The sequence below is a fragment of the Kribbella sp. NPDC055110 genome, from assembly GCF_053607525.1.
The window spans coordinates 138,220-161,192 of the sequence record NZ_JBSGTS010000004.1 but is presented as its reverse complement, the minus strand read 5'-3'; the positions used below and the strand labels follow the sequence as shown (position 1 = coordinate 161,192).

The following is a 22,973-nucleotide window of genomic DNA, read 5'->3' as shown; positions in this document are numbered from 1 at the left end:
CCCGGGGCACTTGCCGGGGGGCCCCCCGCCCTGCGCCCGGCCCCTCTGTCGTGCTTGCCTCAGGAGTCCGAAACGGCGCCTTGACCTGCGGTTTCTTCTGTCCGGGAGACTGGCGGAGGATACGAGATTCGAACTCGTGAGGGGTTGCCCCCAACACGCTTTCCAAGCGTGCGCCCTAGGCCTCTAGGCGAATCCTCCAAGCGGAGAGAATACCGAGGGCGCGCGGGAATCCGAAATCGGGGCGTGAACCTGTGGGGTGGCTAGAAGCAGCTAGTCGAGTAGCGCGGGGGCCAGTGCGCGCCACTGCTCGATCGGCTGGGGGCCGGTGACTCCGGTGATCACGTTGACTGCGACGTGGTCTGCGCCGCCGTCCAGGTGTTCGGTCAGCTTGGCCTTGATGTCGGCCGGGCTGCCCCAGGCGGCGAGTGAATCGACCATGTGGTCCGGCAGCTCGGACAGGTCGCTCTCACTGAACCCCTGCCGCTTGAGCGACGCGGCGTACCCGGGGATGCGTGGGAAGAAGCTGATGGTGTCCCGTGCGATCGCTCTGGCCTTCTCAGGGTCTGTTTCCAGTACGGCGAGGTGGCTGACGGCCAGGAGCTTGTCCGGGCCCAGGACCTTCCGCGCCTCGGCGGAGTACGCCGCACTGGTCAGGAACGGGTAGGCGCCAGCGGACCGGTCCGCAGCGAGCTTCAGCATCCGCGGACCGAGCGCTGCGAGCACCCGCCGCTCCACAGGTACGTCCAGCTCGTCCAGGTACGCGTTGAGCGTGGCGATCGGCTTGGCACCATGCGCCCCACCCAGTCCGACCGTGAACCGTCCCGGGGCAGATGCCTCCACGGCGGCGTACGTCGTACTCACGTCGGCGGCGCTGTACTTCACCACCGCCAAGATCCCGCTGACGAACTTGATCGCCGTCGTCGCGCCCACCAGGTCGACGATGGTCTGCAGCCCGGGCAGCGGCCCGCCGGACAGCCAGATCGCCGGGTATCCGAGCTCTTCGGCCGCCCGCGCCGCCGCGATGGACTCCGCACTGCTGTCGAGCCCGGTCGTGATGCCGAAGGGGCCGAATTGATGATCCGTCACCCACCAAGCTTGACCCTCACGACCGAGCCTCGCATCCCTGTTCGCTGAGAGCTCAGAGCCCGGCGAATCCGCGCGTGGATTTCGGACGTGGTGATGGGATCCCGTACACTCGTGGCTGGTTCCCCGCGTGGCGGTATCTCGCCCAATCCCCCCAGGGCCGGAAGGCAGCAAGGGTAAGTGAGCTCTTCCGGGTGCGCGGGGAATCCTCATGTCCGGGAGACAGAGGAGCCCGATGAACGCCGAGAGCCGTTACCTGCAGGAACTGATCATCGCGGAGCTCGGTGTGCCCGCGGCGTTCGACGTGGACAACGAGGTCGAGCAGCGGGTGGAGTTCCTTGCCGATCGGCTCCGTCGGTCCGGTGCGACGGCGTACGTGCTCGGGATCAGCGGCGGTGTCGACTCCGCCACGGCGGGACGCCTCTGCCAGCTCGCGGTGGAGCGGGTGCGGTCGGAGGGTGGTCAGGCGACGTTCGTCGCGATGCGGCTGCCGTACGGCGTGCAGGCCGACGAGGCGGACGCGCAGCGGTCGCTCGAGTTCATCAAGCCCGACGAGACCCTGGTAGTCGATGTGAAGCCGGCTACCGACGCCATGGTCGAGGCGGTACGGCACTCCGGGCTCGGCGAGCGTGAGGACTTCCACGTCGGCAACATCAAGGCCCGTCAGCGCATGGTCGCGCAGTACCTCGTGGCCGGCGCCCGCGGCGGTCTGGTGGTGGGCACGGACCATGCGGCGGAGGCGGTGATGGGCTTCTTCACCAAGTACGGCGACGGCGCGTGCGACCTGACGCCGCTGTCCGGGCTCTCCAAGCGCCGCGTCCGCGCTGTCGGCGAGTGGCTCGGCGCGTCGCCGGAGATCACCGGCAAGGTGCCGACCGCGGACCTGGAGACGAACAACCCGGGCGTCCCGGACGAGGCCGTTCTGGGAGTGACGTACGACGAGATCGACGACTTCCTCGAGGGTCACGACGTGGACGAGAAGGCCGCGAGCACGATCATCGCCACGCACCGCCGTACGGCCCACAAACGAGCCGTCCCCCTCGCCTTCAGCTGAGTCAGGCGGTGTGGGCCAGTTGTAGCTGGCGGACGCGGTTGGCGAGGCGGGCCAGGCGGATGGTCGCGATGTTGCGGTACGCCGGGCGTAGGACGGCCGCTAGCGGGCCGGACTGCTCGAACGTGTGGGTGACTCGGCTGTCCGCGCCGATCGTCCACGTGCCGACCTCACGGAAGCCGGGGACCTGCCAGACGATCTCGACACGGTCCTCCTCGACGATGGTGTACTGCAGCTCGCCGGAGAAGCCCGGACGCACGCGGAGCGCGTAGCGGGTCCCCGGGTTCGTCTCGCGGGGACCTTCGATGGCGATGAACGCCTCGTTCCACTCCGGCAGGCCCAGGGCGTCCAGCAGCACCTGCCGGATCGCCGCCTGGCCGGCGTGGATGGTCTCGGTGGCGTGTTCCATGACTAGTTCTCCTGGTGGGCGAGTGCGGGACCCCGACGGCGGGCCAGGGCAGCCCCGGTCGGGAAGGTGTCGGCGAGCGAGCGAAGGGTCGAGATCGTCTCGTCGAGCGCCTGGCCGGCGAGACGGTCGTCCATGGTGCGGTGCAGCCGGTTCTCCGCGGTGATGACACGGCGGTGCAGCGCGCGGCCCTGCGGAGTCAGGCTGAGCGCGAGATAACGCCGGTCGATCTTGTCGATGCCGCGTTTCACGAGGCCCTGCGCCACCAGCCGGTCGACGAGACGGCTCGGGCTGTTGCCGGTCTCGCAGACGAGTAGCCCGCCGAGCGCGTTCAGCGTCAGGGGTCCGTGGTCGCGGAGCACCCGCAGAACCTCCGCCTGGGAAGGCGTGATGCCGAGCGGGCGCAGCTCCGCGGCGAGCATGCGGTTGCCCTCACGCTGGATCGCCAGCACGAGATAACGAAGCTCCTCGGCAACCTTCATGGCAGACATATTACACGACACGTGTGTCATGTCATCTATTGGTCCGGAGTGTCTCGCCGACTGTTGCCTGAGGCGACAGTTCTGGAAGAGTTCCGGAAGAGTGCCGGAGAAAGTCCGGTTGAGGTCATGGTCAAGGTGACATCGCGGCTGGCACAGTGTGTGCATGAAGGGTCTGATGCAGAGTTACCAGCTGTCCCTGGACACGATCTTCCGGCGGGCGGAGCAGTTCTACCCGGACAAGACCGTCTACACAGGCGGTCCGGCACCCACGAAGGTGACGTACGGCGAGTGGGCGGACCGGACCAGACGCCTGGGCGGGGTGCTGGACACGCTCGGGATCAGCCCCGACGGCCGCGTCGCCACCTTCGCGTGGAACTCGGGCCGTCACCTCGAGCTGTACTTCGCTGCGCCCTGCACCGGCCGGGTGCTGCACACGCTGAACATCAGGCTCTTCCCCGACCAGGTCGTGTACATCGCGAACCATGCCGAGGACGAGGTGGTGTTCGTCGACCGGTCACTGCTCGGGGTGTTCCTGCCGTTGCTGGAGCGGCTGCCCGAGGTTCGCCATGTCGTCGTGATGGACGATCTGCCACCGGGCGCGCCGTCGGCGGAGATTCCGGACGACCCGCGCTTCCACGACTACGAGGAATTGCTCGCCGCGGCGCAACCCGTGGAGTTCCACGTCGAGGACGAGAACCAGGCCGCCGCCATGTGTTACACGAGCGGTACGACGGGGAACCCGAAGGGCGTCGTCTACTCGCACCGGTCCACCTGGCTGCATTCGATCGGTGTCCTGACCAACGCCGGGATCGGACTCGCCGAGACGGACACCGTGATGCCGGTCGTACCGATGTTCCACGCGAACGCCTGGGGCCTGGCGCACGCGGCGCCGATGGCCGGCGCGTCGCTGGTGTTCCCGGGGCCGGACATGAGCCCGCAGGGGATTCTCAAACTGCTCCAGGAGCAGGAGGTCACGCTGTCGGCCGGCGTACCAACGATCTGGCAGGGGTTGCTGCCCCTGCTCGACGGGGTGCAGTTGCCGAAGCTGCGGCGGATTCCGTGCGGTGGGTCCGCCGTACCGGAGGCGCTGTCGGAGGCGTTCCGTGCGAAGTTGGGCCGGCCGATCCTGCAGGCGTGGGGGATGACAGAAACGAGCCCGGTTGCGACGGCGGCGCACGTTCCCGCGAGGAATAAGGACCTGCCCGAGGAGGAGCAGGCGCACCTGAGAGCACGGGCCGGTCTGCCGCTGCCCGGTGTCGAGGTGCGGATCGTGGAGCCCGGTTCGATCACGCCGTTGCCGTGGGACGACGACGTGACCGGCGAACTGCAGGTGCGCGGGCCGTGGATCGCTGCCGAGTACTACCGGCCGGACAACGGGGTGCAGCTGAACACCGAGGACGGGTGGATGAAGACGGGGGACGTCGCCGCGATCGATCAGTACGGGTCGGTGCGGATCGTCGACCGGACGAAGGACCTGGTGAAGTCCGGCGGCGAATGGATCAGCTCGGTCGAGCTGGAGAACCTGTTGATGGCGCATCCTGCGGTGAAGGAGGCCGCGGTGATCGGCGTACCACATCCGAAGTGGGACGAGCGGCCGCTCGCCTGCGTCGTTCTCCAGGAGGGCGCGAGCGCGACCGGCGAGGAGATCCTCGCCTATCTGGAGCCGTTGGTGGCGAAATGGTGGCTGCCCGACGCGGTCGAGTTCATCGACGAGGTTCCGAAGACGTCGGTCGGCAAGTTCTCGAAGAAGGACCTCCGCAGCCGCTTCGCCAACTACCACCTGAAGTAAGGATGGTCAGTCGAAGCAGACGCGGAAGTAGTTCTGGAGGTGGACGAGGGTTACGTCGACGAACTCGGTAGGCCACTCGCCGCCGGTTCGTTCGGCGAGGCCGGTGCCGCGGGCGATGAACTGGCGGCAGATGTACTGGTTCGCCGCGATGATGTCGGCGGGGTCGGTGCCGGCGACCGGGATCGACTCCAGCGTGGCGCGTTGCTCGTCGGACAGGAGGGCGTTCAGGCGCTTGGCTCCGCTGGTTCGGCGTACGCCGCGTTCGGCGAGCATGAGCGCGACGAGTTCGTCGCGTACGACGCCGATGCCCTGGTTGGCGACGACCCGCTCGTCCCGTCCGAGGACCGCGACCAGGTTCCCGAGGAAGTAGAAGAAGCGGTTCACGGTGGCGGCCGGCCAGTACGGTTCCCCGGCCTGACCGCCCTCAGGCGCGAGATCGCCCTCCGGGAACAGGGTCCCGGACCGATCGAACAGCACGCGCACCCCGTCGTACTGAAAACGGTCGAACGACGCGAGCGGATGCACGATCAGATCGATATGCAACCAGTCCGCCGTGATCCCGAGCCCGCCGATCATCCCCGGCAGCCGATCCGCCAGCACAGTCGGCCCGGCGAGCTCCCGCAGTACGTCGTCCCAGTGCTCCTCGAACCACTCGGTGCTGTCGTCCGTCACCACCAGATGTACGTCGACATCGCTGAACCGATCGGCGACGCCTGTCGCGTAACTGCCGATCAGGTAGACCGCGAGGATCCGCTCGTCCCCAGGCAGCAGTTCTTGAGCGCGTTCGATCACCAACTGCTGACGTTCATCCCCGTTCTGCACCTGTCACACCCTAGGCAGGGGTCGATGCTCGTCTTTCGTCGAGGCTCGGCTCAGCGGGCCAAGTCACGGTTCGTGCGGTCGGTTCGGTCGCCGCCGACAGCGCTCTCGCCGGCTTCCCGCGGGACACGAGCGGACTGAACGCCTCGGGTGACTGTGCTGCCTTTCGGTACGTCGACCGCGCCGGCAAGGCTGTCCACGTTGATGCGCAGGCCGTGGGCGACCTCCTCGTCAGCAGCTGTGACAGTGATGCTGCCGGTGCTCGCGCTGACGTTCATCTCACCGGGGCCAGTCGCGTGGACGCTGATCTCGCCCGTATTGGTGCTGAATCTGGACAGCGGTGCACCGAGGTCGTCGACCTGAATCGCCGCGCCGTCGGTCTTCACCGTGGCCAGGATCCCGATCCGGCGAGCTGTGACCGTCGCCTCGGGCCCCTGCGTCCGGACGTCCACGGCCTCGACCTCTCCCAGTTCCACCGGCCCGTCATGGGTTCGCGCCGTGACCGACGTACCGCTCCTGACCGACACCCGGCCCGCCCCAGTCCGCACGGTCACCGCCGCGAGCCCGTCGGTCCGTACGTCGGCGGTATCCGTCTCGCAGTCGAGTGTGCTCCCCGGAGGGAGAGTGAGCCTGACCTCGAGCGGACTGTCGCCCATCACCCGCTGGCCGTCCTCCTGGAACTCGGCTCTCATCGTGTTCCCCGCCGCAACCAGGTCGACGTCGCGCGCCATATCACCCGAGCGCGCGCTGTCGTCGCGTGTGCGGACCGTCATCGACGCCCGCTCGCAGTCCGGGTCCACCCGAGCGTCGATCAACCCGTCCTGCCAGCGCGGCAGCTTCACCGTCACGTGGGCCGGTGCGTTGCCGTCGAGGAACAGTTCGCGGCGGACGATGCCCACTCCAACTCCCACCTGTCGACGGCGAATACGGCCAGTTTCACGCACGGTCGGTTCACTTCCAGGCTGCCGAAGCCGCCGGCCGGCCAGGATCGACACGGAATTGTCCGGGGGCGGCGCTAGGGTTGCGGCGTGGAAGCGCCCCTTGCCTTGTATCGCCGGTACCGCCCGGAGACGTTCGCGGAAGTGATCGGGCAGGACCATGTCACTGCGCCGCTGCGGAACGCGTTGAGCAACAACCGGGTGAATCACGCCTACCTGTTCTCCGGGCCACGCGGGTGTGGGAAGACCACCAGCGCGCGGATCCTCGCCCGGGCGATCAACTGCGAGAAGGGACCGATCGCCGAGCCGTGCGGGGTGTGCAAGTCGTGCACCGACCTGGCCCGCGGCGGGCCCGGCAGCATCGACGTGATCGAGATCGACGCGGCGTCCCACGGTGGTGTGGACGACGCCCGTGACCTGCGCGAGCGGGCCTTCTTCGCGCCGGTCGAGAGCCGCTACAAGATCTACATCATCGACGAGGCGCACATGGTGACCACGCAGGGCTTCAACGCCCTCCTGAAGCTGGTCGAGGAGCCGCCGCCGCACCTCAAGTTCATCTTCGCCACCACCGAGCCCGACAAGGTCATCGGGACCATCCGGTCGCGTACGCACCACTACCCGTTCCGCCTGGTGCCGCCGAAGGTGCTCGCGGACTACATGGCGACCCTGTGCCAGGCCGAGGGCGTGTCGATCGAGCCCGCCGCGCTGCCGCTGGTCGTGCGCGCCGGCGCCGGGTCGGTGCGTGACTCGCTGAGCGTGCTCGACCAGTTGATCGGTGGCGCGGGTCCGGGCGGGGTGACGTACGAGCTGGCGGTCGCGCTGCTCGGTTTCACGCCGGACTCGCTGCTCGACGCGTGCGTGGACGGGTTCGCGGCGCATGACAGCGCGGCGGTGTTCGAGACGATCGAGAAGGTCATCGAGACCGGGCAGGACCCGAAGCGGTTCGCCGAAGACCTGCTGCGACGGCTGCGGGACCTTGTCGTGCTGTCCGCCGTACCGACTGCTGTGACGTCCGGGCTGATCGAGGCTGCGGAGGACCAGGCGGAGCGACTGCAGACGCAGGCAGCCGGGATCGGTCCGGCGGAGCTGACGCGGGCGGCGGACATCGTCGCAGCCGGTCTGCTGGAGATGCGCGGTGCGACCGCTCCGCGTCTGCAGCTCGAACTGATCTGCGCCAAGGTGCTCCTCCCCGGCGCCGACGACTCGACAAACGGCATCCAAGCCCGCCTCGACCGCATGGAACGCCGTCTCACCATCGGAGTTCCTGCCGACGCTGCACCGGTCAGCGCTGGTACGCGGGACGCGGCTCAGACAGCTGCTGGTACGCCGGGCGCTACCGCCACAAGCAGAGCAACCGCCCGAGCAGCCGCAACCGTAGGCACCCGCCCAGCCCCGTCAGACCCACCCGCTGCAGCGCCCACCCCAGCGAGCGCTACCGCTCCAGGCGGTCCGGCCGACGCGAGCAGTCCAGCCGGCGCGCGTGGAGCAGCTGGCGGCGGTGCTGAGCCAGGTGGCCCGGTGGGGGCGTCCGGTGGTGACGGATCTGCGGGTGCTGCGTCCGGTGGTGGGGCACGTACGGGTGCCTGGGGCGACGAACCTGCTGCACAGTCCAGTTCACCTGCGCAGTCCAGTTCACCTGCACAGGCCGTCCAGCCTCCGCAGTCCGGTCAGTCCGCGGCGTCCCCTTCGGCTGCTCCTGCTGCGGCGTCTAGTCAGGCTAGTTCGGGTGCTGGTGCGTCGACTGCTGGTGCGGCTGCTCCTGGCGGGGCGGCTGCTGGTGGGCCTGTGGGGTTGGGGGATATTCGGCGGTTGTGGCCTGAGGTTTTGGAGGCTGTGAAGGCGCAGCGGCGGTTCGCCTGGATCATGCTGAGTCAGAACGCTCAGGTCATTGCGATCGACGATCAGACGCTGACGCTCGGCCTGGTGAATGCTGGTGCCCGGGAGAGCTTTGCGCGTTCCGGAAGCGACGAGATTCTTCGCCAGGCGATGATCGACACCATCGGAGTCGATCGCCGAGTCGAGGCCGTCGTCGACCCGTCAACCGACCCGGGAGCGGGCGGCGGCTCAACTGGTCGACCCGCCCCGCAGTCCGGTGGACCAGGTCACTTGGGTGGCTCCGGCCAGCAGCCCGGTGGCAGCGCAGGCTCCAGCGGCCCCGGCGCCGCGGCTCCCGGCGGCTCGACCCCGGACCCGGGCGGCCCAGGTGCAGTCGGTCCGGGCATTCCAGGCACGAGCGGTCCCGGCTCGGGCGATCCAGGCACTGGCGGGTCCGGCGGGAGCGGCTCAGGTGGAGCCGGCGCCGGCATGAGCGGTGCCGGCCCGGACAGCGGCGCCGGTACCGGCGGTCCGGGCACGGGTGGTGCCGGCGCGGGCGGCCCGGGCATGAGCAGTCCTGGTGCGGGCGCGCATGGTGTAGGCGGTTCGGGTACGGGTGGTTCGGGTGTGGAGGGGCCAACTGCAGGTGGCTCGGGTGTGGGTGGTTCCGGTGTAGGCGGAGCTGGTGCGGGGGGCGTTGGCTCGGCAGCGGCGGCTGGGGTGAGTGGGGCCGGTGCGGTTGTTGCGGGCGGTGCTGGGGTGAGTAGCTCGCCGGGTGGCGTCGGTGGCGCGACCGGGGCCGACGGATCGGGTGCACATGCGGGTGCCGGTGGCGCGGCAGGTTCTCCTGGTGCGGTGGGTTCGGGTGCAGCAGCAGCGCAGGGTGGTGGTGCGGCTCGGGGGGCTGTTGATGGTGGTCGGACTGGGCAGTGGGGGGATGGGCCCGGTGGGGCGGTTGCTCTGCAGGAGCCGCCTGATGAGTACGACGTACCGCCGGAAGATCCGTGGGAGGACGGGCCGGTGGCGCATCCCGCGCGACAGGAGGCGGCTCAGCGGGCGCAGAGGCCTGTGGTGGAGCGGCGGGAGCAGGCGGCCAGCAAGCGTCGGGCGGCTGAGGCTGCAGTGGCCGCTGAGCAGGCGCGGCAGGCGGCTTCTGCGGCTGCGGCTGCTCCTGAGGTGCCGCTGACGCCTGAGGAGGAGGCGGACTCGATCGGGGAGGACGACGTGGTCCTGGAAGAGGACTCCCGTTCGCACACCGATCTGCTTCGCGAGACCCTCGGCGCCCAAATCATCAACGAAGAGCCCAGCTAAGCCCCTGGGGACAGGGCAGATGATCCCGACCCTTGCCGTACGGGTGGAGTCCATCCCTGGCATCTGGTGCGAGCCCACCTCAGCTCTGGCGTGGTGGGGCCTTGTTCACAGGGTTGTCCACATGGGGGGTGGTGGGGTGCGGTGGGGGGTTGGGGGATTCACAGGGGTGTGGATGGGGGTGTCCACAGGGGTGTGGATAAGTGGGGGGAGACTGGTCGGTTTTTGGGGGTGGGTGGGGTTGTCGGGTGGACCGGCTAGTGTTGAGGCTCCGGTTGTTGGCGGCTTGGGTCGGGGATGGCCGGGTAGGGAAGCTCGGGGCTCGGGAGAGCGGTTCGGACGAGGAGATCGCAGTGTTCGACGGTGGCGGTGCTGGGGGCTTCGACATGTCCAACCTGCTCGCGCAGGCACAGGCGATGCAGAACCAGTTGATGGAAGCGCAGGCCGACCTGGAGGGGCAGGAGATCGAAGGATCCGCCGGTGGCGGTCTGGTGACCGCCCTGGTGTCCGGCACGGGCGAGCTTCTCAGCCTGAACATCAAGAAAGAGGCTGTGGACCCGGACGACACCGAGACGCTGGCCGACCTGGTCGTCGCCGCGGTGCGGGACGCCTCGGAGAACGCGAAGCAGGTTGCGGCCGCCGCGATGGGGCCGCTGGCCGGTGGGCTCGGCGGCGCGTTCGGCGGTGAGGGTGGATTCCCCGGTTTCGGTGGCGAGACCCCGGCGGCCCCGGCAGGCTTCGGTCTGCCCGGCGCCCCGCGCGCGGTCGAGGCAGCCGAGGCGGATGACGACCCCGACGAGGACCGGCCTGGTCCCCAGGCGAGCGCCGGCAACCGTGAGAACAACAGTGGTGGCGTCGGGTTCGTGAACCCGGGGAGCCCGGCCGGCGAGCCCGGCCAGAACCCGGCCTGACGTGTACGAGGGTGCCGTTCAGGATCTCATCGACGAGCTGGGGCGGTTGCCCGGTGTGGGTCCGAAGTCCGCGCAGCGGATCGCGTTCCACCTGCTCGCGGCCGACGAGACCGACGTACGGCGGCTTGCGCATGTGCTCGTGCAGGTGAAGGAGAAGGTCAAGTTCTGCGAGATCTGCGGCAACGTCTCCGAGGAGACGCAGTGCCGGATCTGCCGGGACCCGCGCCGCGACCTGAGCCTGATCTGTGTGGTCGAGGAGGCCAAGGACGTGGTCGCGGTCGAGCGGACCCGGGAGTTCCGCGGCCGGTACCACGTGCTCGGCGGGGCGATCTCGCCGATCGAGGGCATCGGGCCGGACGAGCTGCGGATCAAGGAGCTCATGCAGCGGCTGGCGAGCGGCGAGGTGACCGAGATCATCCTGGCCACCGATCCGAACCTCGAAGGTGAGGCGACCGCGACGTACTTGAGCCGTCTGCTGCGGCCCATGGGGTTGCGCGTGACCCGATTGGCTAGTGGACTTCCAGTAGGCGGTGACCTCGAGTACGCCGACGAGGTGACCCTCGGACGGGCGTTTGAAGGGCGACGATCAATCGATGACTGAACCGACAGATATTGCAGAGCTGGCGCTGAGCACGGACTCCGAGGATCTGGAGGAGTTCGCCGAACAGATCGCCGACCAGGTCCGGAGCTTCCTGATCTCGGTGCGGGACATCGCCGGGCAGCCGGACGAGGACGGGGTCGACGAGGGCCTCGCCTCGCTGCCGTACCTGCTGCTCGAGGTGAGCCAGTTGCTGCTCGCCGGCGGCCGGCTGGGTGCGTTCGAGGACTTCGTGCCGGAGGAGCGTTTCGAGAGCGACGCCGGCCCGGACCCGGACCTGGACACGATGCGGGACCGGCTCGCGGTGCTGTTCGAGGGCCTGGACGAGTATGCGGAGGTTTTCGATCCGTACGCCGCTCCGCCGGAGATCACCGTCAACCGGCTCTCCGACGACCTCACCGCGATCGCGACCGACCTGGTCCACGGCCTCGCGCACTACGAGGAAGGCCGGGTTGTCGAGGCGCTGTGGTGGTGGCAGTTCTCGTACGTGTCCACGTGGGGTGCCGCTGCGAGCGCCGTACTGCGGGCCATCCAGTCGCTGATCGCGCACGACCGGCTGGAGCCGGCGCACGACGCGGAGACCGAGGCGACGGACCGTGAGCTCGTCGAGGTGGCGGAGGAAGCCGTCCAGCGCCGCTGAGGTCGCGGGTGTCTGTTTTCGAGGTGATTCAGCGGTTGCCCGAGCCGGCCGTCGTACGGCGGGTGAGCCGGGCGATCGCGGTGCTCGACGTTGTGCTGAACGACGACGCGTCGACCAGATGCTACGAGTTCGACGCGCGCTGGTCCGGGACCGAGGAAGCTGCCCTGATGCGGGACGGGTCGGGGAACGAGTACTCGATCGTGTTCTCACCGGACGGGACGTTCGCGTACGGGTTCGACCACGAGTCGCCGATGTCGCCGTACGTGAACGGGATGAAGCCCTGGCCCGGGCTGCTGCACGGCGTACCTGAGGTGTTCCACGAGCAGCGGGACGACAAGGCGTTCTGCGATGAGGCGCCGCGGGCGACGGTGTGCTTCTGGCGTACGACGGACGACACCGCCTGGCGTTGCGGGCCGGTGGAGAACGCCGACGCCGACGGAGCGGACCGGCTGTTCGAACTGGTCGCGGACGGCCGGCCTGAGGCGTACCTGACGTTCGCCGAGGAGTACTACGAACAAGCGCTGGACCTCGACGCCGTCCGGCACGTGTACGCGCTGATGCCGCTGACGGAGTACGTCGTCACGTCGCTCAATCGCCAACGGCGCTTGGCCGATCTCAAAGAATCCATCGCCGAGATCGGCTACCCACGGTCCTAGTCCGGGAGCATCGGCATCTCCAGGCCCTGCGACTTGCCGAGCAGGATGCCTCGGGTGATGGCGTTGGTGCCGAACTTGTCCTTGACCTGGTCGAGAGCGGAATCCAGCTCGTTGTTGGCCGCCTTGTCGAAGGGGAGCGCCAACTGGAGCGCGGCCTCGTTCTCCAGGTTGCCGACGGAGATGCCGATCATGGTGATCCCCTGGGCGGTGATCAACGGGTGAGCCGCGCGCAGCAGCGCTCGCGCGGTGACCAGGATCGCGCGCGTCTGATCTGTTGCCTGGGGCAACGTATGGGATCGGGTGGCGCGGGTGAAGTCGTCGAAGCGCAGCCGGAGCGTCACCGTCCGGCCGGAGCGGCCCGCGGAGCGCATCCGGCGGCTGACGCGATCGACGAGACCCGCGAGTACGGCGTCCAGCGTGGCCGGCGACTTGGGCGAACGGCCCAATGCCCGTTGCGATCCGATCGAGCGCCGTCGTCGGCCGACCTCGATCGGACGTGGATCCCGGTTGTGCGCAAGGGCGTGCAGGTGTCGCCCGGAGGCCCGGCCGAGCATCGCGACCAGCGCCGCCTCGGGCAGCATCGCGACATCGCCCACCTTGGTCAGCCCGCGATTCCGCAGCTTCTCCGCCGTCACCTCGCCGACGCCCCACAACCGCGAAACATCCAGCGGGTGCAGGAACTCGAACTCCCGGTCCGGCGCGACCTCGAGCAGGCCGTCCGGTTTCGCGACGCCGCTCGCCACCTTCGCCAGGAACTTCGTCCGCGCTATCCCGACCGTGATCGGCAGTCCGACGCGCGACAGCACCTCCGCGCGGAGACGTCGCGCGATCTCCAGCGGCGTACCGCGGATCTTCCGCAGGCCGGCGACATCCAGGAACGCCTCGTCGATCGAGAGTCCCTCGACCAGCGGCGTGGTGTCCTCGAAGACCTTGAAGACCGCCTTGCTGGCCTCGGAGTACGCCGACATCCGCGGCTCGACCACGATCGCGCCCGGGCAGCGACGCAACGCCTGCCCGCCGTTCATCGCGGTCCGCACGCCGAACGCCTTGGCCTCGTAGCTGCAGGCGAGCACCACGCCGGCGCCGACGATCACCGGCCGGCCGCGCAGGCGTGGGTCATCGCGCTGCTCGACCGACGCGTAGAACGCGTCCAGGTCGGCATGCAGGATGGTCGCCTGCGGTTCGGGCACGAACATATGTTCGCATAAACCGTCGACAATTGAGATAGGGAGAATTCCCGACGCGGTGGACATCGATGTCAGGAAAGAATGAGCCTTATGGACCTGACGGCGTACCGCGATCTCTGGAAGACCCAAGGCGTGATGGCGCTGCTCGCCTCGGCCTTGATCGCGCGGCTGCCGGTGCTGGCGACGATGGTCCCGTTGGCGTTCCTGGCCAAGGACGCCGCCGGCAACTTCGGCTGGGCCGGTGTGGTCGCGGGCGCCTACTCCGTCGGTACGGCGGTCGCGAGCGTCGTCTGGTCCCGCATGGCGGACCGCAAGGGCGCTCGCAAGGTAGTGATCGGCACCGGGATGGCCTGGGGTGTCTGGATGGCAGTGCTCGCCCTGCTGCCCTACAGCTGGTACCGGTTGCTCCCGGTCGCGGCTGCGCTGGCTGGTGTGTTCGTCGCACCCGTCACGTCCGCACTCCGCGCCAACTGGCCGCGGATCGTCCACGGCTCCCGACTCCGTGCGGTCTACTCACTCGACGCCACGGCGCAGGAGCTGCTGTTCGTCTTCGGTCCGATGCTCGGCGCGATCATGGTCAGTTTCGCGAGTCCACGGGCCGGTCTGCTGGCCTGTGCGGTCACGGCGGCGGCAGCGATCTGGTGGTTCGGTCTGAACCAGCAGCCCGGCGTACCGCATGACGACCAGGCCGGTCCGCGTCCGACTGCCTGGCAGTTGGTGTTCCATCCGCACCGTACGCCGATCCTCGTCGCCTGGGCGTGTCTGGTGATGGGGTTCGCCTCGATGTCACTCGGCATGGTCGCCGTCGCGGACGAGCACGGCAACCGGTTGATCGCCGGCGTACTCGAGACGGTCGCAGCCGTGGGCAGCGTGACCGGCGGTGTGATCAACGGCGCACTGCCAGGCGGGCGTACGTCGTCTGTGTGGAAGCGGATGCTGTTGCTCGCCGCACTCGTCGCCGCCTGCATCTTCGTGACGTCGTCCGTGGTCGCGCTGGCGATCGGGATGTTCGCCGCCGGCTGCATGATCGCGCCGACGGTCGCCGCACTCTACGAACGCGTCGGCGCGCTCACCCCGACCTCCGCGCACACCGAGATCTTCGGGTGGACGCAGAGCGGCGGAATGGTCGGCTCGGCGATCGGGTCCGCCGTCGCCGGCGCGGTGGTCGAAGCGTTCGGCGTTCGCTACGCGTGGGTCCTGACCGCGGGCCTCGTCGTGCTCGCGACCCTGTCCCTGCTGCGGGTTCCGCCCCACCGACCTGTCGACACGAGGGCCGTCGACGACGCTGTGGTCGCGGCGTAGCGCACGCGGTAGTTCGCTTCCAGTACGCCGCCGTCGCGGGCACACATCGAGATCAGCTGCAGGTGCCGCCGGTCCAGGAGCATGCCTCGACCCGCAGCGACCGGGTGGATGAGCAGGGAGATCTCGTCGAGCAGACGCCACCGCAGTAGCGAGCGGACCAGCATCAGGCTGCCGATCACGCGCAGGTCCTCACCGGGCACGGCCTTGAGAGCGGACAGCACGCGGCGGGTGTCGCCCTGGAGTACCTCGGTGCCGGGACGGGCAACCACAGGACGGGATCCGACCACGAGGTTCCGCGTGTGCTCGAGTCCGCCGAGCAATCCGGCGTACCGCTCGAACGTGCGGCGGCCGAGCAGCACTGTCCCGTTGTCAGGCATCAGCTGCCCGATCGCCGGTCGCGTCAGCCATTGCTCCGGCCGCTCGACGATGCCGTCCTCGGACATGCACAGCCTGGCCACGATGTTCCGCATACCTACACAGATGCAGGTAATGCCTCGAAGGTTATGTCCGGCGGCCGCGGTGCAGCTCGGTCTCCAGGGCGTCGAGCCGGTTGGTCCAGAACTTGCGGTACCGGTCCAGCCAGCTGTCGATCTCCCGCAGCGGCTCGGGATCGACGGCGTACAGCCGCCGCGTGCCGTCGACGGTCACGGTCGCGAACCCGTTGTCACGCAGCACTCGCAGGTGCTGGGACACGGCCGGCTGGCTGATGCCGAACTCCGCGCCGATGGTGCCGGCGATACTGCCGGCCGGCAGCTCGCCGTCGGCGAGCAGCTCCAGGATCCGGCGCCGCACCGGGTCGCCGAGAATGTCGAACGCGTGCACCGGTACAGTGTTTCAGTGATGACTTATATGGACAAGTACCGCTGACCGGTTGCTGGTCAGCCGGTAGGCAACGGTCAGGTCACGGCTAGAATGAACGCCGAGACTACGCCTGGTGCAACGCCGCACGGCGTACCGCAACCAGTGGTTTGAGGAGACACAGCTGTGGGACGCGTCGTACACAAGTACGGCGGTTCTTCGGTCGCCGACGCCGATTGCATCAAGCGCGTGGCCCAACGGATCGTCGCGACTAAGAAGGCCGGGAACGACGTCGTGGTCGTCATCTCCGCAATGGGGGACACCACCGACGAACTGATGGACCTGGCCCAGCAGGTCTCACCGCTGCCGCCGCCGCGCGAGCTCGACATGCTGCTCACCTCGGGTGAGCGGATCTCGGCCGCACTGCTGGCGATGGCGATCGCGAACCTGGGCTACGAGGCGCGCAGCTTCACCGGCTCGCAGGCCGGCGTGATCACGACCGCCGCGCACGGCAACGCGCGCATCATCGACATCACGCCAGGCCGGATCGAGGCCGCGCTCGGCAAGGGCCACATCGCGATCGTGGCCGGTTTCCAGGGCGTCGCCCAGGACACCAAGGACATCACCACGATGGGCCGCGGCGCCTCCGACACCACCGCGGTCGCACTCGCCGCCGCGCTGGAGGCCGACTACTGCGAGATCTACACCGACGTGGACGGCATCTTCACCGCGGACCCGCGGATCGTGCCGGCCGCCCAGCAGATCCCGAAGATCTCCTACGAGGAGATGCTCGAGATGGCTGCCTGCGGCGCGAAGGTGCTGCACCTGCGCTGCGTCGAGTACGCGCGGCGTTACAACGTCCCTGTCCATGTGCGTTCCTCCTTCTCGCAGAAGGAAGGCACCTGGGTCGTCGATGCGAAGGAACTGGATCAGATGGAACAGGCGATCATCTCGGGCGTCGTGCAGGACCGCGGCGAGGCCAAGATCACCGTGGTCGGCGTGCCCGACAAGCCGGGTGAGGCGGCCCGGATCTTCGAGACGGTCGCCGGTGCCGACACCAACATCGACATGATCGTGCAGAACGTGTCGGCGGTCGCCACGAACCGCACCGACATCTCGTTCACGCTGCCCCGCGCCGACGGCGCCCGGGCGATGTCCGCGCTGGCGCGGACGAAGGACGAGGTGGGCTACGAGCAGTTGCTGTACGACGACCAGATCGGAAAGGTCTCCGTCGTCGGAGTCGGAATGCGCTCGCACCCGGGCGTTTCGGCGAAGTTCTTCTCCGCGCTCGCCGAGGCCGGCGTGAACATCGAGATGATCTCCACCTCGGAGATCCGGATCTCGGTGGTCGTGGACGAGAACCTGGTGGATGCTGCCGTGACCGCGGCGCACACCGCATTCGATCTGGACGACGAGCACACCCAGGCTGTCGTGTACGGAGGAACTGGACGGTGACCCCTGTGAGCGCATTGGACAACGAGATCGACGATCGGGCAGGCCTGCCGTCGCTGGCGGTGGTCGGCGCGACCGGAGCTGTCGGGTCGGTGATGCTGACCCTGCTCTCGACCCGGGAGAACGTCTGGGGAGAGATCCGGCTGATCGCGTCCGAGCGCTCCGCGGGTAAGCGGTTGAAGGTCCGCGGCGAGGAGGTCGAGGTCGTCGCGATCAGCGAGCAGGCCTTCGACGGCATCGACGTGGCGATGTTCGACGTACCGGACGAGGTGTCGGCGCACTGGGCGCCGATCGCGGCCGCCAAGGGCGCCGTCGTGGTGGACAACTCCGGCGCGTTCCGGATGGACCCGGACGTGCCGCTGGTGGTCCCCGAGGTGAACGCCGAGGCCGCGCGGAACCGGCCGAAGGGCATCATCTCCAACCCGAACTGCACGACGCTGTCGATGATCGTCGCGATCGGTGCGCTGCACCACCGCTACGAGCTCGAGCAGCTCGTGGTGGCGTCGTACCAGGCCGCCTCCGGTGCCGGGCAGTCCGGGATCGACACGTTGTACGACCAGCTCGCCAAGGTGGCCGGCAACCGCGAGCTCGGGAGTACGCCGGGTGATGTGCGGCGCCTGGTCGGCAACGACCTCGGCCCGTTCGCGGCCCCGTTGGCGCTCAACGTCGTACCGTGGGCCGGCTCGCTCAAGGACGACGGCTGGTCGTCGGAGGAGCTGAAGGTCCGCAACGAGTCCCGCAAGATCCTCGGCCTGCCGGACCTGAAGGTGTCGGCGACCTGTGTACGGGTCCCGGTCGTCACCACGCACTCGCTGTCGGTGCACGCCCGGTTCGGCCAGGAGGTCGACGCCGACGGCGCCCGCGAGGTACTGCGGGACGCTCCCGGCGTGCTGCTCTTCGACAACCCGGCCGAGGGCGAGTTCCCGACGCCGGCGGACGTCGTCGGCACCGACCCGACCTGGGTCGGCCGGATCCGCAAGTCGCTCGACGACCCGAACGCGCTCGAGCTCTTCGTCTGCGGCGACAACCTCCGCAAGGGCGCCGCCCTGAACACCGCCCAGATCGCCGAGGTCGTCGCCAAGGAATTCATCCCCGCGAAAGCATGACCTGACTTGTGCGGGCCCGGACCACTTAGTGGTCCGCGCCGCAAGTTCGTCGGGGGTCGGCAACGGCTTGACACCGGTGAACGCGGGCGACGGATGGTTTGGGGAGTTCTGCACACCTGAAACGACCAGCAGAACTCCCCACTCCACCACGCCAGGAGACACCCCGACGAACTTACGGCGCGGACCACTTAGATTCGGAATCTTCGCATTCTTTGAAGTATCGTTCTTGTCATGGTGACCTACACGATGACCCAGGCGACCAAGCGGACCGCCGAGATGGTGAACGAGGCCCGCTACACCAACCAGCCGGTCCTGATCACCGATCACGGCAAGCCGGCCGCCGTGGTTATCTCGCCCGGCTTGCTCGCGCACTACCAGGCACTCGAGGATGCAGCTGACCTGGCCGCGATCGAGGCGATCAAGGCCGGAGGTGGGCCTCGCTGGGTCTCCAACGACGAGGCTCAGCGCCTCATGGACGAGATCGAGGCCGAGGTCGACGCCGGGACTGACGGCCTGGCCACTGGCCGGTGACCGAGCGGACGCTGATCTTCGACCGCGGCTGGTTCACCGGCTACCGCGACCTGTACGCGGCCGATCGTCTCGCGGCGAAGCGGATCCGGGCGGCAGCCAACGCGCTGGTCCGTGATCCGGAGCCCCCGGGTAGCGTCGTACTGGGCGGCGGCCTGGTCCGCCGTCTGCACATCGGTGACTACCGGGTCATGTACGAGGTCACCGACGACACGGTCCGGGTGTGGTCGCTCGGACGTACACCGGGCTGACCAGTTGGTGACGGCCTTCTACAGCCAGTTTTCGCGGGCGGCGTGGAGGGCTAGTTGGAAGCGGGTGCTGGCGCCGGTGCGGTTCATCAGGCGCTCCAGGTAGCGGAAGAACGTGCGGCGGCTGATGCCGAGGGTGCGGGCGATGGTGTCGTCCGCCGCGCCGGTGGCCAGGAGGGCCAGCAGGCGGCGCTCGATGGGCTCCAGGCGGTCGTCCTCGGCGCCCACCGACGCGTGCAGTGGCAGCGCGTTGCGCCAGCACAGCTCGAACATCCCGATCAGCGCGGACAGCAGGCTGCTCGGCCGGATGATCAGCAGCGACCGGTTCACGTCGGTGTCGCGCGCGGACATCGACACGAACGCGATCGCCCCGTCGATGATCGTCAGCTTCGCCGGTACGTCGGGTAGCACCCGCGCCTGCTCACCCGCCTCCACACACGGGAGGATGTTCTCGGTCAGGTAGCCCGGCACCTCGACGGACTCCGGCGAGTACACGACCCGGTAGGAGACGCCGCGTCGGAGGTGGTCGATCTCCTCCTGGTTCGGTCCGCCGATGTAGTACGGCGGGGAGTCGATGGCCAGGATCTCGCGCTGTACGCCGCTCTTGATCTGGTGGATCCGCTCGACGATCGCGCTGCCGGTGACTACCTCGATCAGATGCGTGGTGGACTCGTTGTGCACGGTCCGGCGGAACTCGTCGTACGCGTTCAGGACCTCGATCCGGGCCTGTTTCAGCTCGGACTCGCGGCGCAGCGTCATCGCCTCCAGACCCGCGTCCGGCGGCACCGGCAGGTAGCGCGAGTGGTCCGAACCGGAGCGCCGGGCCAGCCCGGCCTGCACCAGGCCGATCAGGGTGGCGTCGATCGAGCGTTCCCGGTCGGGGACCGCCTCGCTCAGTTCGGTGATCGACGACGGGCCGGTCCGCAGCAGATGCTGGTAGACCCTGATCTCGTCGTCGTTGAGCCCGAGCACCCTCAAATGGCCGACACGCTCCGTGTCCGTTGTGCTCACAAAGCTCCCCTCCCTTCCGCCTGCTGTCACCGCCCGCTACCGCCCTTCCAGCCTAGACGGGGCGATCCAGCGCCGTCGGCACTGAACGTGTCGACGCCACTGCACGCAGCGATATTTGTTGTCCCGTCAGCATTCTTGTGCCGTGTCACCATCTGGCCACCATTTCCGCGCAGTCGTGAGCGAGAATTGAGGTCCAGCAGCCCGGCGACGGACCACCTGAGCGCCGCCGGGCTGCTGTTCCAATTCTGGCCCGTGTTGGCTGTCTCGTCAGCGGAGCCTGTTTCGGTTGGGTCTCGATCCCGGCGCATCGGTGCCCTCGCACTTCCGTGCCATCACTGGCTGTGCCGGAGGGTGTACAAAATGTGGCATCTCCAATCGTGAGGCCGATGAGGAGGAGTGCCCGATGCGACCGGTTCCGCCCTGTGCCGCCGACCGTACCGGTGCCGCCGTCCCCAGCGCTCGCGGGTCCTTGCAGGGATCCCGCCAGGCGTTGTCCTCCTGCGGTCTCCGGTCCGTCCCCACACCTGCTGCGCGCACCTGCCGGCGAACGCAGCACCTCTGGGGACGGACTGAAGAGCTTGCCTCCCGGCAAGCTCGAGGCGCGATGACCGCCGCCCTGGTCATCGTGCTGCCTGATCCGGCGCGGCTGTCCGCTCCCGCCCAGTGCGGACGTGCTCCCGGATCGACGGTGGAACCCCAGGGGGTGCTGAAGGGTGCTCCGTGGATGGTGAGGCTGTCCATGGGGAGCGCGGATGTGATGTTGCGTGTCACGTCCGCCGCCCGGCACGCCCCGGCCAGGACGCACTTCCTGGGGTCCCGCCCACACCACCCGTGCCCGTTGACCTCTGGCGTCACGCGGCCGGTGTGACACGTCACGTCAACTTCGCCCGGCCGGGTAGCGTCGTACTTCGTGAATTGACCGGGATTTGACTTGGCTGGAAGGCGTTTTGGTCGTCCCCGGCTGTCAAATGTATATTCCGGATAACGATCGGCGAAGGACGACGCAGGTGTTGTGGATGCAGCGGGGTACGACGTTTGGTAGCCGTCCGTACGTCGTTGCTCACTAAGGAGGACCGCTGTGTCGTCGGCGTCCGTGCCGATCCGCTACTCTGCTTCCCGGTCTGCGTCGGCCATCGTGGATCCAACTTTCCGGCAGAGAGAGGCATCGCCTGAATGAACGCGACTAGCGTCGACGAGGAGTTCAACCCGTCGGTGCACGTGTACGAACCACACAAGGTCGGTCTGCCGGCACTGCGCCCGTACTTCAAGGCGCTGTGGCAGCGGCGGGAGTTCGCAGCGGAGATGTCCCGGACCAACATCCGGGCCGCCAACACGAACACCTTCTTCGGCCAGGTGTGGCTGGTGCTGAACCCACTGCTGCTCGCAGCGGTCTACTACCTACTGGTCGACATCATCGCCGGTGGGAGTTCAAAGATCGACGCCGGTGAGCGGTTCGCACACATGTGCGGCGGCCTCTTCGCCTTCTACTACTTCTCCGGTGCGATGACCGCCGGTGCGGCCAGCGTCGTCGGTGGCGGCAAGCTGCTGATGAACCAGTCGTTCCCGCGGATGCTGTTGCCGTTGTCCGCGGTGCGGACGGCGTTCTTCCGCTTCCTGCCGACCCTGGGCGTCTACCTGGTCATCCACCTGGCGATGCGGCAGCGCTTCCACTGGGCGATGCTGCTGGCCCCGGTGTTCCTGATCATGCTGACGGTCTTCGCCGCCGGCATGGGCATGATCTTCGCGGCCCTGCAGGTGTACTTCCGGGACACCACCAGCTTCCTGCCGTACTTCGTGCGCATCTGGCTGTACCTGTCACCGGTCCTGTGGTTCGCCGAGCAGGCCCCGGCGAAGTTCAAGGGCTTCATCCAGTACAACCCGCTGTATCCCCTGATCGGCGGTTGGGCCGATCTGCTGGTCCGCGGCGACATCCCGAAGTGGCAGATGTGGGCCGGCGGTGGGTTCTGGGCGATCGTCGCCTTCGTGATCGGCTCGCTGTTCTTCATGTCGAGGGAGCGTGAGTTCGTTGTCCGTCTCTGACACTGAGAAGAAGCCGATGCAGAAGAGCCCTTCGGAGATTCCGGCCGTCAAGGTGCAGGACGTGTCCATCACCTACCGGACGACGTTCGAGCGGGTGCCGACCTTCAAGAGCGCGCTGGTGCGTTTCGGTCGCGGCGAGCGGGCGGTCCGTGAGGTCAAGGCCGTCCAGAACGTCTCGTTCGACGTCAACCACGGCACCACGATCGGCATCATCGGCGCGAACGGCGCCGGTAAGTCGACGCTGATGCGCGCGGTCGCCGGCATCCTGCCGCCGACCTCGGGCCGGATCGAGGTGCACGGCCGGGTCTCCACCCTGCTGTCGCTGGGCGTCGGCTTCAACGCCGCCCTGTCCGGCAAGGAGAACGTTGTCCTCGGTGGTCTCGCGGCGGGTCTGAGCCGCAAGGAGATCGAGGCGCGGTACGAGGAGATCGCGGAGTTCGCCGAGCTCGGTGACTTCATGGAGATGCCGATGCGGACGTACTCGTCCGGCATGTTCAGCCGGCTGGCGTTCTCCGTCGCGGTGCACATGGATCCGGACATCCTGCTGATCGACGAGGCGCTGTCCGCGGGTGACGCGTCGTTCAAGACCAAGGCCGCGGCCAAGATGTCGGAGCTCGTCACCAACAGCCGCACGATGTTCCTGGTCAGCCACGCGATGAGTAGCGTCCGCGAGCTGTGCAACGACTGCATCTGGTTGCACAAGGGCAAGCTGATGATGCGTGGCGAGCCCAACGAGGTCATCCAGGCCTACACGAAGTTCCTGCAGGTCGGCGAAGCAGAAGCTGTCTCACTCGAGGACCTCTGA

22 protein-coding genes, 1 tRNA gene, 1 other RNA gene and 1 pseudogene are annotated in these 22,973 nt (G+C 68.2%); 15 read left to right on the top strand and 10 right to left on the bottom strand.

The window, feature by feature from the left end; all coding sequences use genetic code 11:
• Positions 1–110: 110 nt before the first annotated feature.
• Positions 111–198, bottom strand: a tRNA-Ser gene (locus tag ACWF0M_RS08615).
• A 72-nt stretch (positions 199–270) separates the two neighbouring features.
• Positions 271–1,086: a TIGR03620 family F420-dependent LLM class oxidoreductase gene (locus ACWF0M_RS08610; RefSeq protein ID WP_452234992.1), complete on the bottom strand. Its 816-nt coding sequence runs from the start codon at positions 1,084–1,086 to the stop codon at positions 271–273.
• Between the two features lie 114 nt (positions 1,087–1,200).
• Here ACWF0M_RS08610 and ffs point away from each other — a divergent pair.
• Both ffs and nadE read left to right on the top strand, forming a co-directional pair.
• An RNA gene (gene ffs / locus ACWF0M_RS08605) (signal recognition particle sRNA small type) lies at positions 1,201–1,297 on the top strand.
• A gap of 21 nt (positions 1,298–1,318) precedes the next feature.
• Entirely contained in the window at positions 1,319–2,137 is an 819-nt protein-coding gene (nadE, locus tag ACWF0M_RS08600) for an ammonia-dependent NAD(+) synthetase (protein ID WP_452234991.1), read from the top strand.
• 1 nt (position 2,138) lies between these two features.
• On the opposite strand, the gene ACWF0M_RS08595 is transcribed toward nadE, so the two are convergent.
• Entirely contained in the window at positions 2,139–2,543 is a 405-nt protein-coding gene (locus ACWF0M_RS08595; RefSeq protein ID WP_452234990.1) for a hypothetical protein, read from the bottom strand.
• 2 nt (positions 2,544–2,545) lie between these two features.
• The gene (locus ACWF0M_RS08590) at positions 2,546–3,022 is read right to left on the bottom strand and encodes a MarR family winged helix-turn-helix transcriptional regulator (RefSeq protein ID WP_452234989.1); all 477 of its coding nucleotides are present in this window, start codon (positions 3,020–3,022) and stop codon (positions 2,546–2,548) included.
• A 163-nt stretch (positions 3,023–3,185) separates the two neighbouring features.
• On the opposite strand from ACWF0M_RS08590, the gene ACWF0M_RS08585 reads away from it, so the two are divergent.
• On the top strand, positions 3,186–4,811 hold the full coding sequence (locus ACWF0M_RS08585) for a long-chain fatty acid--CoA ligase (RefSeq protein WP_452234988.1): 1,626 nt from the start codon (positions 3,186–3,188) through the stop codon (positions 4,809–4,811).
• A 6-nt stretch (positions 4,812–4,817) separates the two neighbouring features.
• On the opposite strand, the gene ACWF0M_RS08580 is transcribed toward ACWF0M_RS08585, so the two are convergent.
• Both ACWF0M_RS08580 and ACWF0M_RS08575 read right to left on the bottom strand, forming a co-directional pair.
• The gene (locus ACWF0M_RS08580; protein WP_452234987.1) at positions 4,818–5,633 is read right to left on the bottom strand and encodes an aminoglycoside 6-adenylyltransferase; all 816 of its coding nucleotides are present in this window, start codon (positions 5,631–5,633) and stop codon (positions 4,818–4,820) included.
• A 50-nt stretch (positions 5,634–5,683) separates the two neighbouring features.
• Positions 5,684–6,529, bottom strand: a complete 846-nt coding sequence (locus ACWF0M_RS08575; RefSeq protein ID WP_452234986.1) for a hypothetical protein — start codon at positions 6,527–6,529, stop codon at positions 5,684–5,686.
• 129 nt (positions 6,530–6,658) lie between these two features.
• On the opposite strand from ACWF0M_RS08575, the pseudogene ACWF0M_RS08570 reads away from it, so the two are divergent.
• The 5 genes and pseudogenes from ACWF0M_RS08570 to ACWF0M_RS08550 all read left to right on the top strand — a co-directional run.
• Positions 6,659–9,157: pseudogene (locus ACWF0M_RS08570) on the top strand (DNA polymerase III subunit gamma and tau); the annotation flags it as partial.
• An 887-nt stretch (positions 9,158–10,044) separates the two neighbouring features.
• Positions 10,045–10,602 (top strand): YbaB/EbfC family nucleoid-associated protein, encoded by a 558-nt coding sequence (locus ACWF0M_RS08565; protein WP_452234985.1) that lies wholly within the window; start codon positions 10,045–10,047, stop codon positions 10,600–10,602.
• Between the two features lies 1 nt (position 10,603).
• Positions 10,604–11,203, top strand: a complete 600-nt coding sequence (gene recR, locus ACWF0M_RS08560) for a recombination mediator RecR (protein WP_327639326.1) — start codon at positions 10,604–10,606, stop codon at positions 11,201–11,203.
• Entirely contained in the window at positions 11,196–11,840 is a 645-nt protein-coding gene (locus ACWF0M_RS08555; RefSeq protein WP_452234984.1) for a DUF5063 domain-containing protein, read from the top strand. Before recR ends, ACWF0M_RS08555 begins: the two co-directional genes overlap by 8 nt.
• An 8-nt stretch (positions 11,841–11,848) precedes the next feature.
• Positions 11,849–12,496, top strand: a complete 648-nt coding sequence (locus ACWF0M_RS08550) for a hypothetical protein (protein ID WP_452234983.1) — start codon at positions 11,849–11,851, stop codon at positions 12,494–12,496.
• On the opposite strand, the gene dinB is transcribed toward ACWF0M_RS08550, so the two are convergent.
• The gene (dinB, locus tag ACWF0M_RS08545; protein WP_452234982.1) at positions 12,493–13,692 is read right to left on the bottom strand and encodes a DNA polymerase IV; all 1,200 of its coding nucleotides are present in this window, start codon (positions 13,690–13,692) and stop codon (positions 12,493–12,495) included. The two genes, ACWF0M_RS08550 and dinB, sit on opposite strands and share 4 nt — an antisense overlap.
• Before the next feature lie 81 nt (positions 13,693–13,773).
• Between dinB and ACWF0M_RS08540 the strand changes: the two genes are divergently transcribed.
• Positions 13,774–14,985, top strand: a complete 1,212-nt coding sequence (locus ACWF0M_RS08540; protein ID WP_452234981.1) for an MFS transporter — start codon at positions 13,774–13,776, stop codon at positions 14,983–14,985.
• On the opposite strand, the gene ACWF0M_RS08535 is transcribed toward ACWF0M_RS08540, so the two are convergent.
• Together ACWF0M_RS08535 and ACWF0M_RS08530 are read right to left on the bottom strand one after the other, a co-directional pair.
• On the bottom strand, positions 14,868–15,455 hold the full coding sequence (locus tag ACWF0M_RS08535; RefSeq protein ID WP_452234980.1) for a dihydrofolate reductase family protein: 588 nt from the start codon (positions 15,453–15,455) through the stop codon (positions 14,868–14,870). The genes ACWF0M_RS08540 and ACWF0M_RS08535 overlap by 118 nt on opposite strands.
• 31 nt (positions 15,456–15,486) lie before the next feature.
• The gene (locus ACWF0M_RS08530; protein WP_134002325.1) at positions 15,487–15,807 is read right to left on the bottom strand and encodes an ArsR/SmtB family transcription factor; all 321 of its coding nucleotides are present in this window, start codon (positions 15,805–15,807) and stop codon (positions 15,487–15,489) included.
• Positions 15,808–15,969: 162 nt separating this feature from the next.
• Here ACWF0M_RS08530 and ACWF0M_RS08525 point away from each other — a divergent pair, with 162 nt between their 5' ends.
• From ACWF0M_RS08525 to ACWF0M_RS08510, 4 genes are all read left to right on the top strand, one after another.
• On the top strand, positions 15,970–17,238 hold the full coding sequence (locus ACWF0M_RS08525; protein WP_452234979.1) for an aspartate kinase: 1,269 nt from the start codon (positions 15,970–15,972) through the stop codon (positions 17,236–17,238).
• Positions 17,235–18,341, top strand: a complete 1,107-nt coding sequence (locus tag ACWF0M_RS08520; RefSeq protein WP_452234978.1) for an aspartate-semialdehyde dehydrogenase — start codon at positions 17,235–17,237, stop codon at positions 18,339–18,341. Before ACWF0M_RS08525 ends, ACWF0M_RS08520 begins: the two co-directional genes overlap by 4 nt.
• 231 nt (positions 18,342–18,572) lie before the next feature.
• Complete coding sequence (locus ACWF0M_RS08515; protein ID WP_452234977.1) at positions 18,573–18,872, top strand: type II toxin-antitoxin system Phd/YefM family antitoxin; 300 nt, start codon at positions 18,573–18,575, stop codon at positions 18,870–18,872.
• Positions 18,869–19,120 carry a type II toxin-antitoxin system RelE family toxin gene (locus ACWF0M_RS08510; RefSeq protein ID WP_452234976.1) on the top strand — a complete coding sequence of 84 codons (252 nt, stop codon included), beginning with the start codon at positions 18,869–18,871 and terminating at the stop codon, positions 19,118–19,120. Before ACWF0M_RS08515 ends, ACWF0M_RS08510 begins: the two co-directional genes overlap by 4 nt.
• Before the next feature lie 18 nt (positions 19,121–19,138).
• On the opposite strand, the gene ACWF0M_RS08505 is transcribed toward ACWF0M_RS08510, so the two are convergent.
• A complete protein-coding gene (locus ACWF0M_RS08505) occupies positions 19,139–20,128 on the bottom strand; it encodes a helix-turn-helix domain-containing protein (protein ID WP_452234975.1) in 990 nt (329 codons plus the stop codon).
• A 1,173-nt stretch (positions 20,129–21,301) separates the two neighbouring features.
• Here ACWF0M_RS08505 and ACWF0M_RS08500 point away from each other — a divergent pair.
• Both ACWF0M_RS08500 and ACWF0M_RS08495 read left to right on the top strand, forming a co-directional pair.
• Positions 21,302–22,168 (top strand): ABC transporter permease, encoded by an 867-nt coding sequence (locus ACWF0M_RS08500; RefSeq protein WP_452234974.1) that lies wholly within the window; start codon positions 21,302–21,304, stop codon positions 22,166–22,168.
• A 16-nt stretch (positions 22,169–22,184) separates the two neighbouring features.
• Entirely contained in the window at positions 22,185–22,973 is a 789-nt protein-coding gene (locus ACWF0M_RS08495; protein ID WP_452234973.1) for an ABC transporter ATP-binding protein, read from the top strand.

Coding starts and splice junctions, on each gene's coding strand:
- nadE (WP_452234991.1), top strand. CDS start 1,319: ATGAACGCCGAGAGCCGTTACCTGCAGGAACTGATCATCGCGGAGCTC.
- ACWF0M_RS08595 (WP_452234990.1), bottom strand. CDS start 2,543: ATGGAACACGCCACCGAGACCATCCACGCCGGCCAGGCGGCGATCCGG.
- ACWF0M_RS08590 (WP_452234989.1), bottom strand. CDS start 3,022: ATGAAGGTTGCCGAGGAGCTTCGTTATCTCGTGCTGGCGATCCAGCGT.
- ACWF0M_RS08585 (WP_452234988.1), top strand. CDS start 3,186: ATGAAGGGTCTGATGCAGAGTTACCAGCTGTCCCTGGACACGATCTTC.
- ACWF0M_RS08555 (WP_452234984.1), top strand. CDS start 11,196: ATGACTGAACCGACAGATATTGCAGAGCTGGCGCTGAGCACGGACTCC.
- dinB (WP_452234982.1), bottom strand. CDS start 13,692: ATGTTCGTGCCCGAACCGCAGGCGACCATCCTGCATGCCGACCTGGAC.
- ACWF0M_RS08540 (WP_452234981.1), top strand. CDS start 13,774: ATGGACCTGACGGCGTACCGCGATCTCTGGAAGACCCAAGGCGTGATG.
- ACWF0M_RS08535 (WP_452234980.1), bottom strand. CDS start 15,455: ATGCGGAACATCGTGGCCAGGCTGTGCATGTCCGAGGACGGCATCGTC.
- ACWF0M_RS08515 (WP_452234977.1), top strand. CDS start 18,573: ATGGTGACCTACACGATGACCCAGGCGACCAAGCGGACCGCCGAGATG.
- ACWF0M_RS08500 (WP_452234974.1), top strand. CDS start 21,302: ATGAACGCGACTAGCGTCGACGAGGAGTTCAACCCGTCGGTGCACGTG.
- ACWF0M_RS08495 (WP_452234973.1), top strand. CDS start 22,185: ATGCAGAAGAGCCCTTCGGAGATTCCGGCCGTCAAGGTGCAGGACGTG.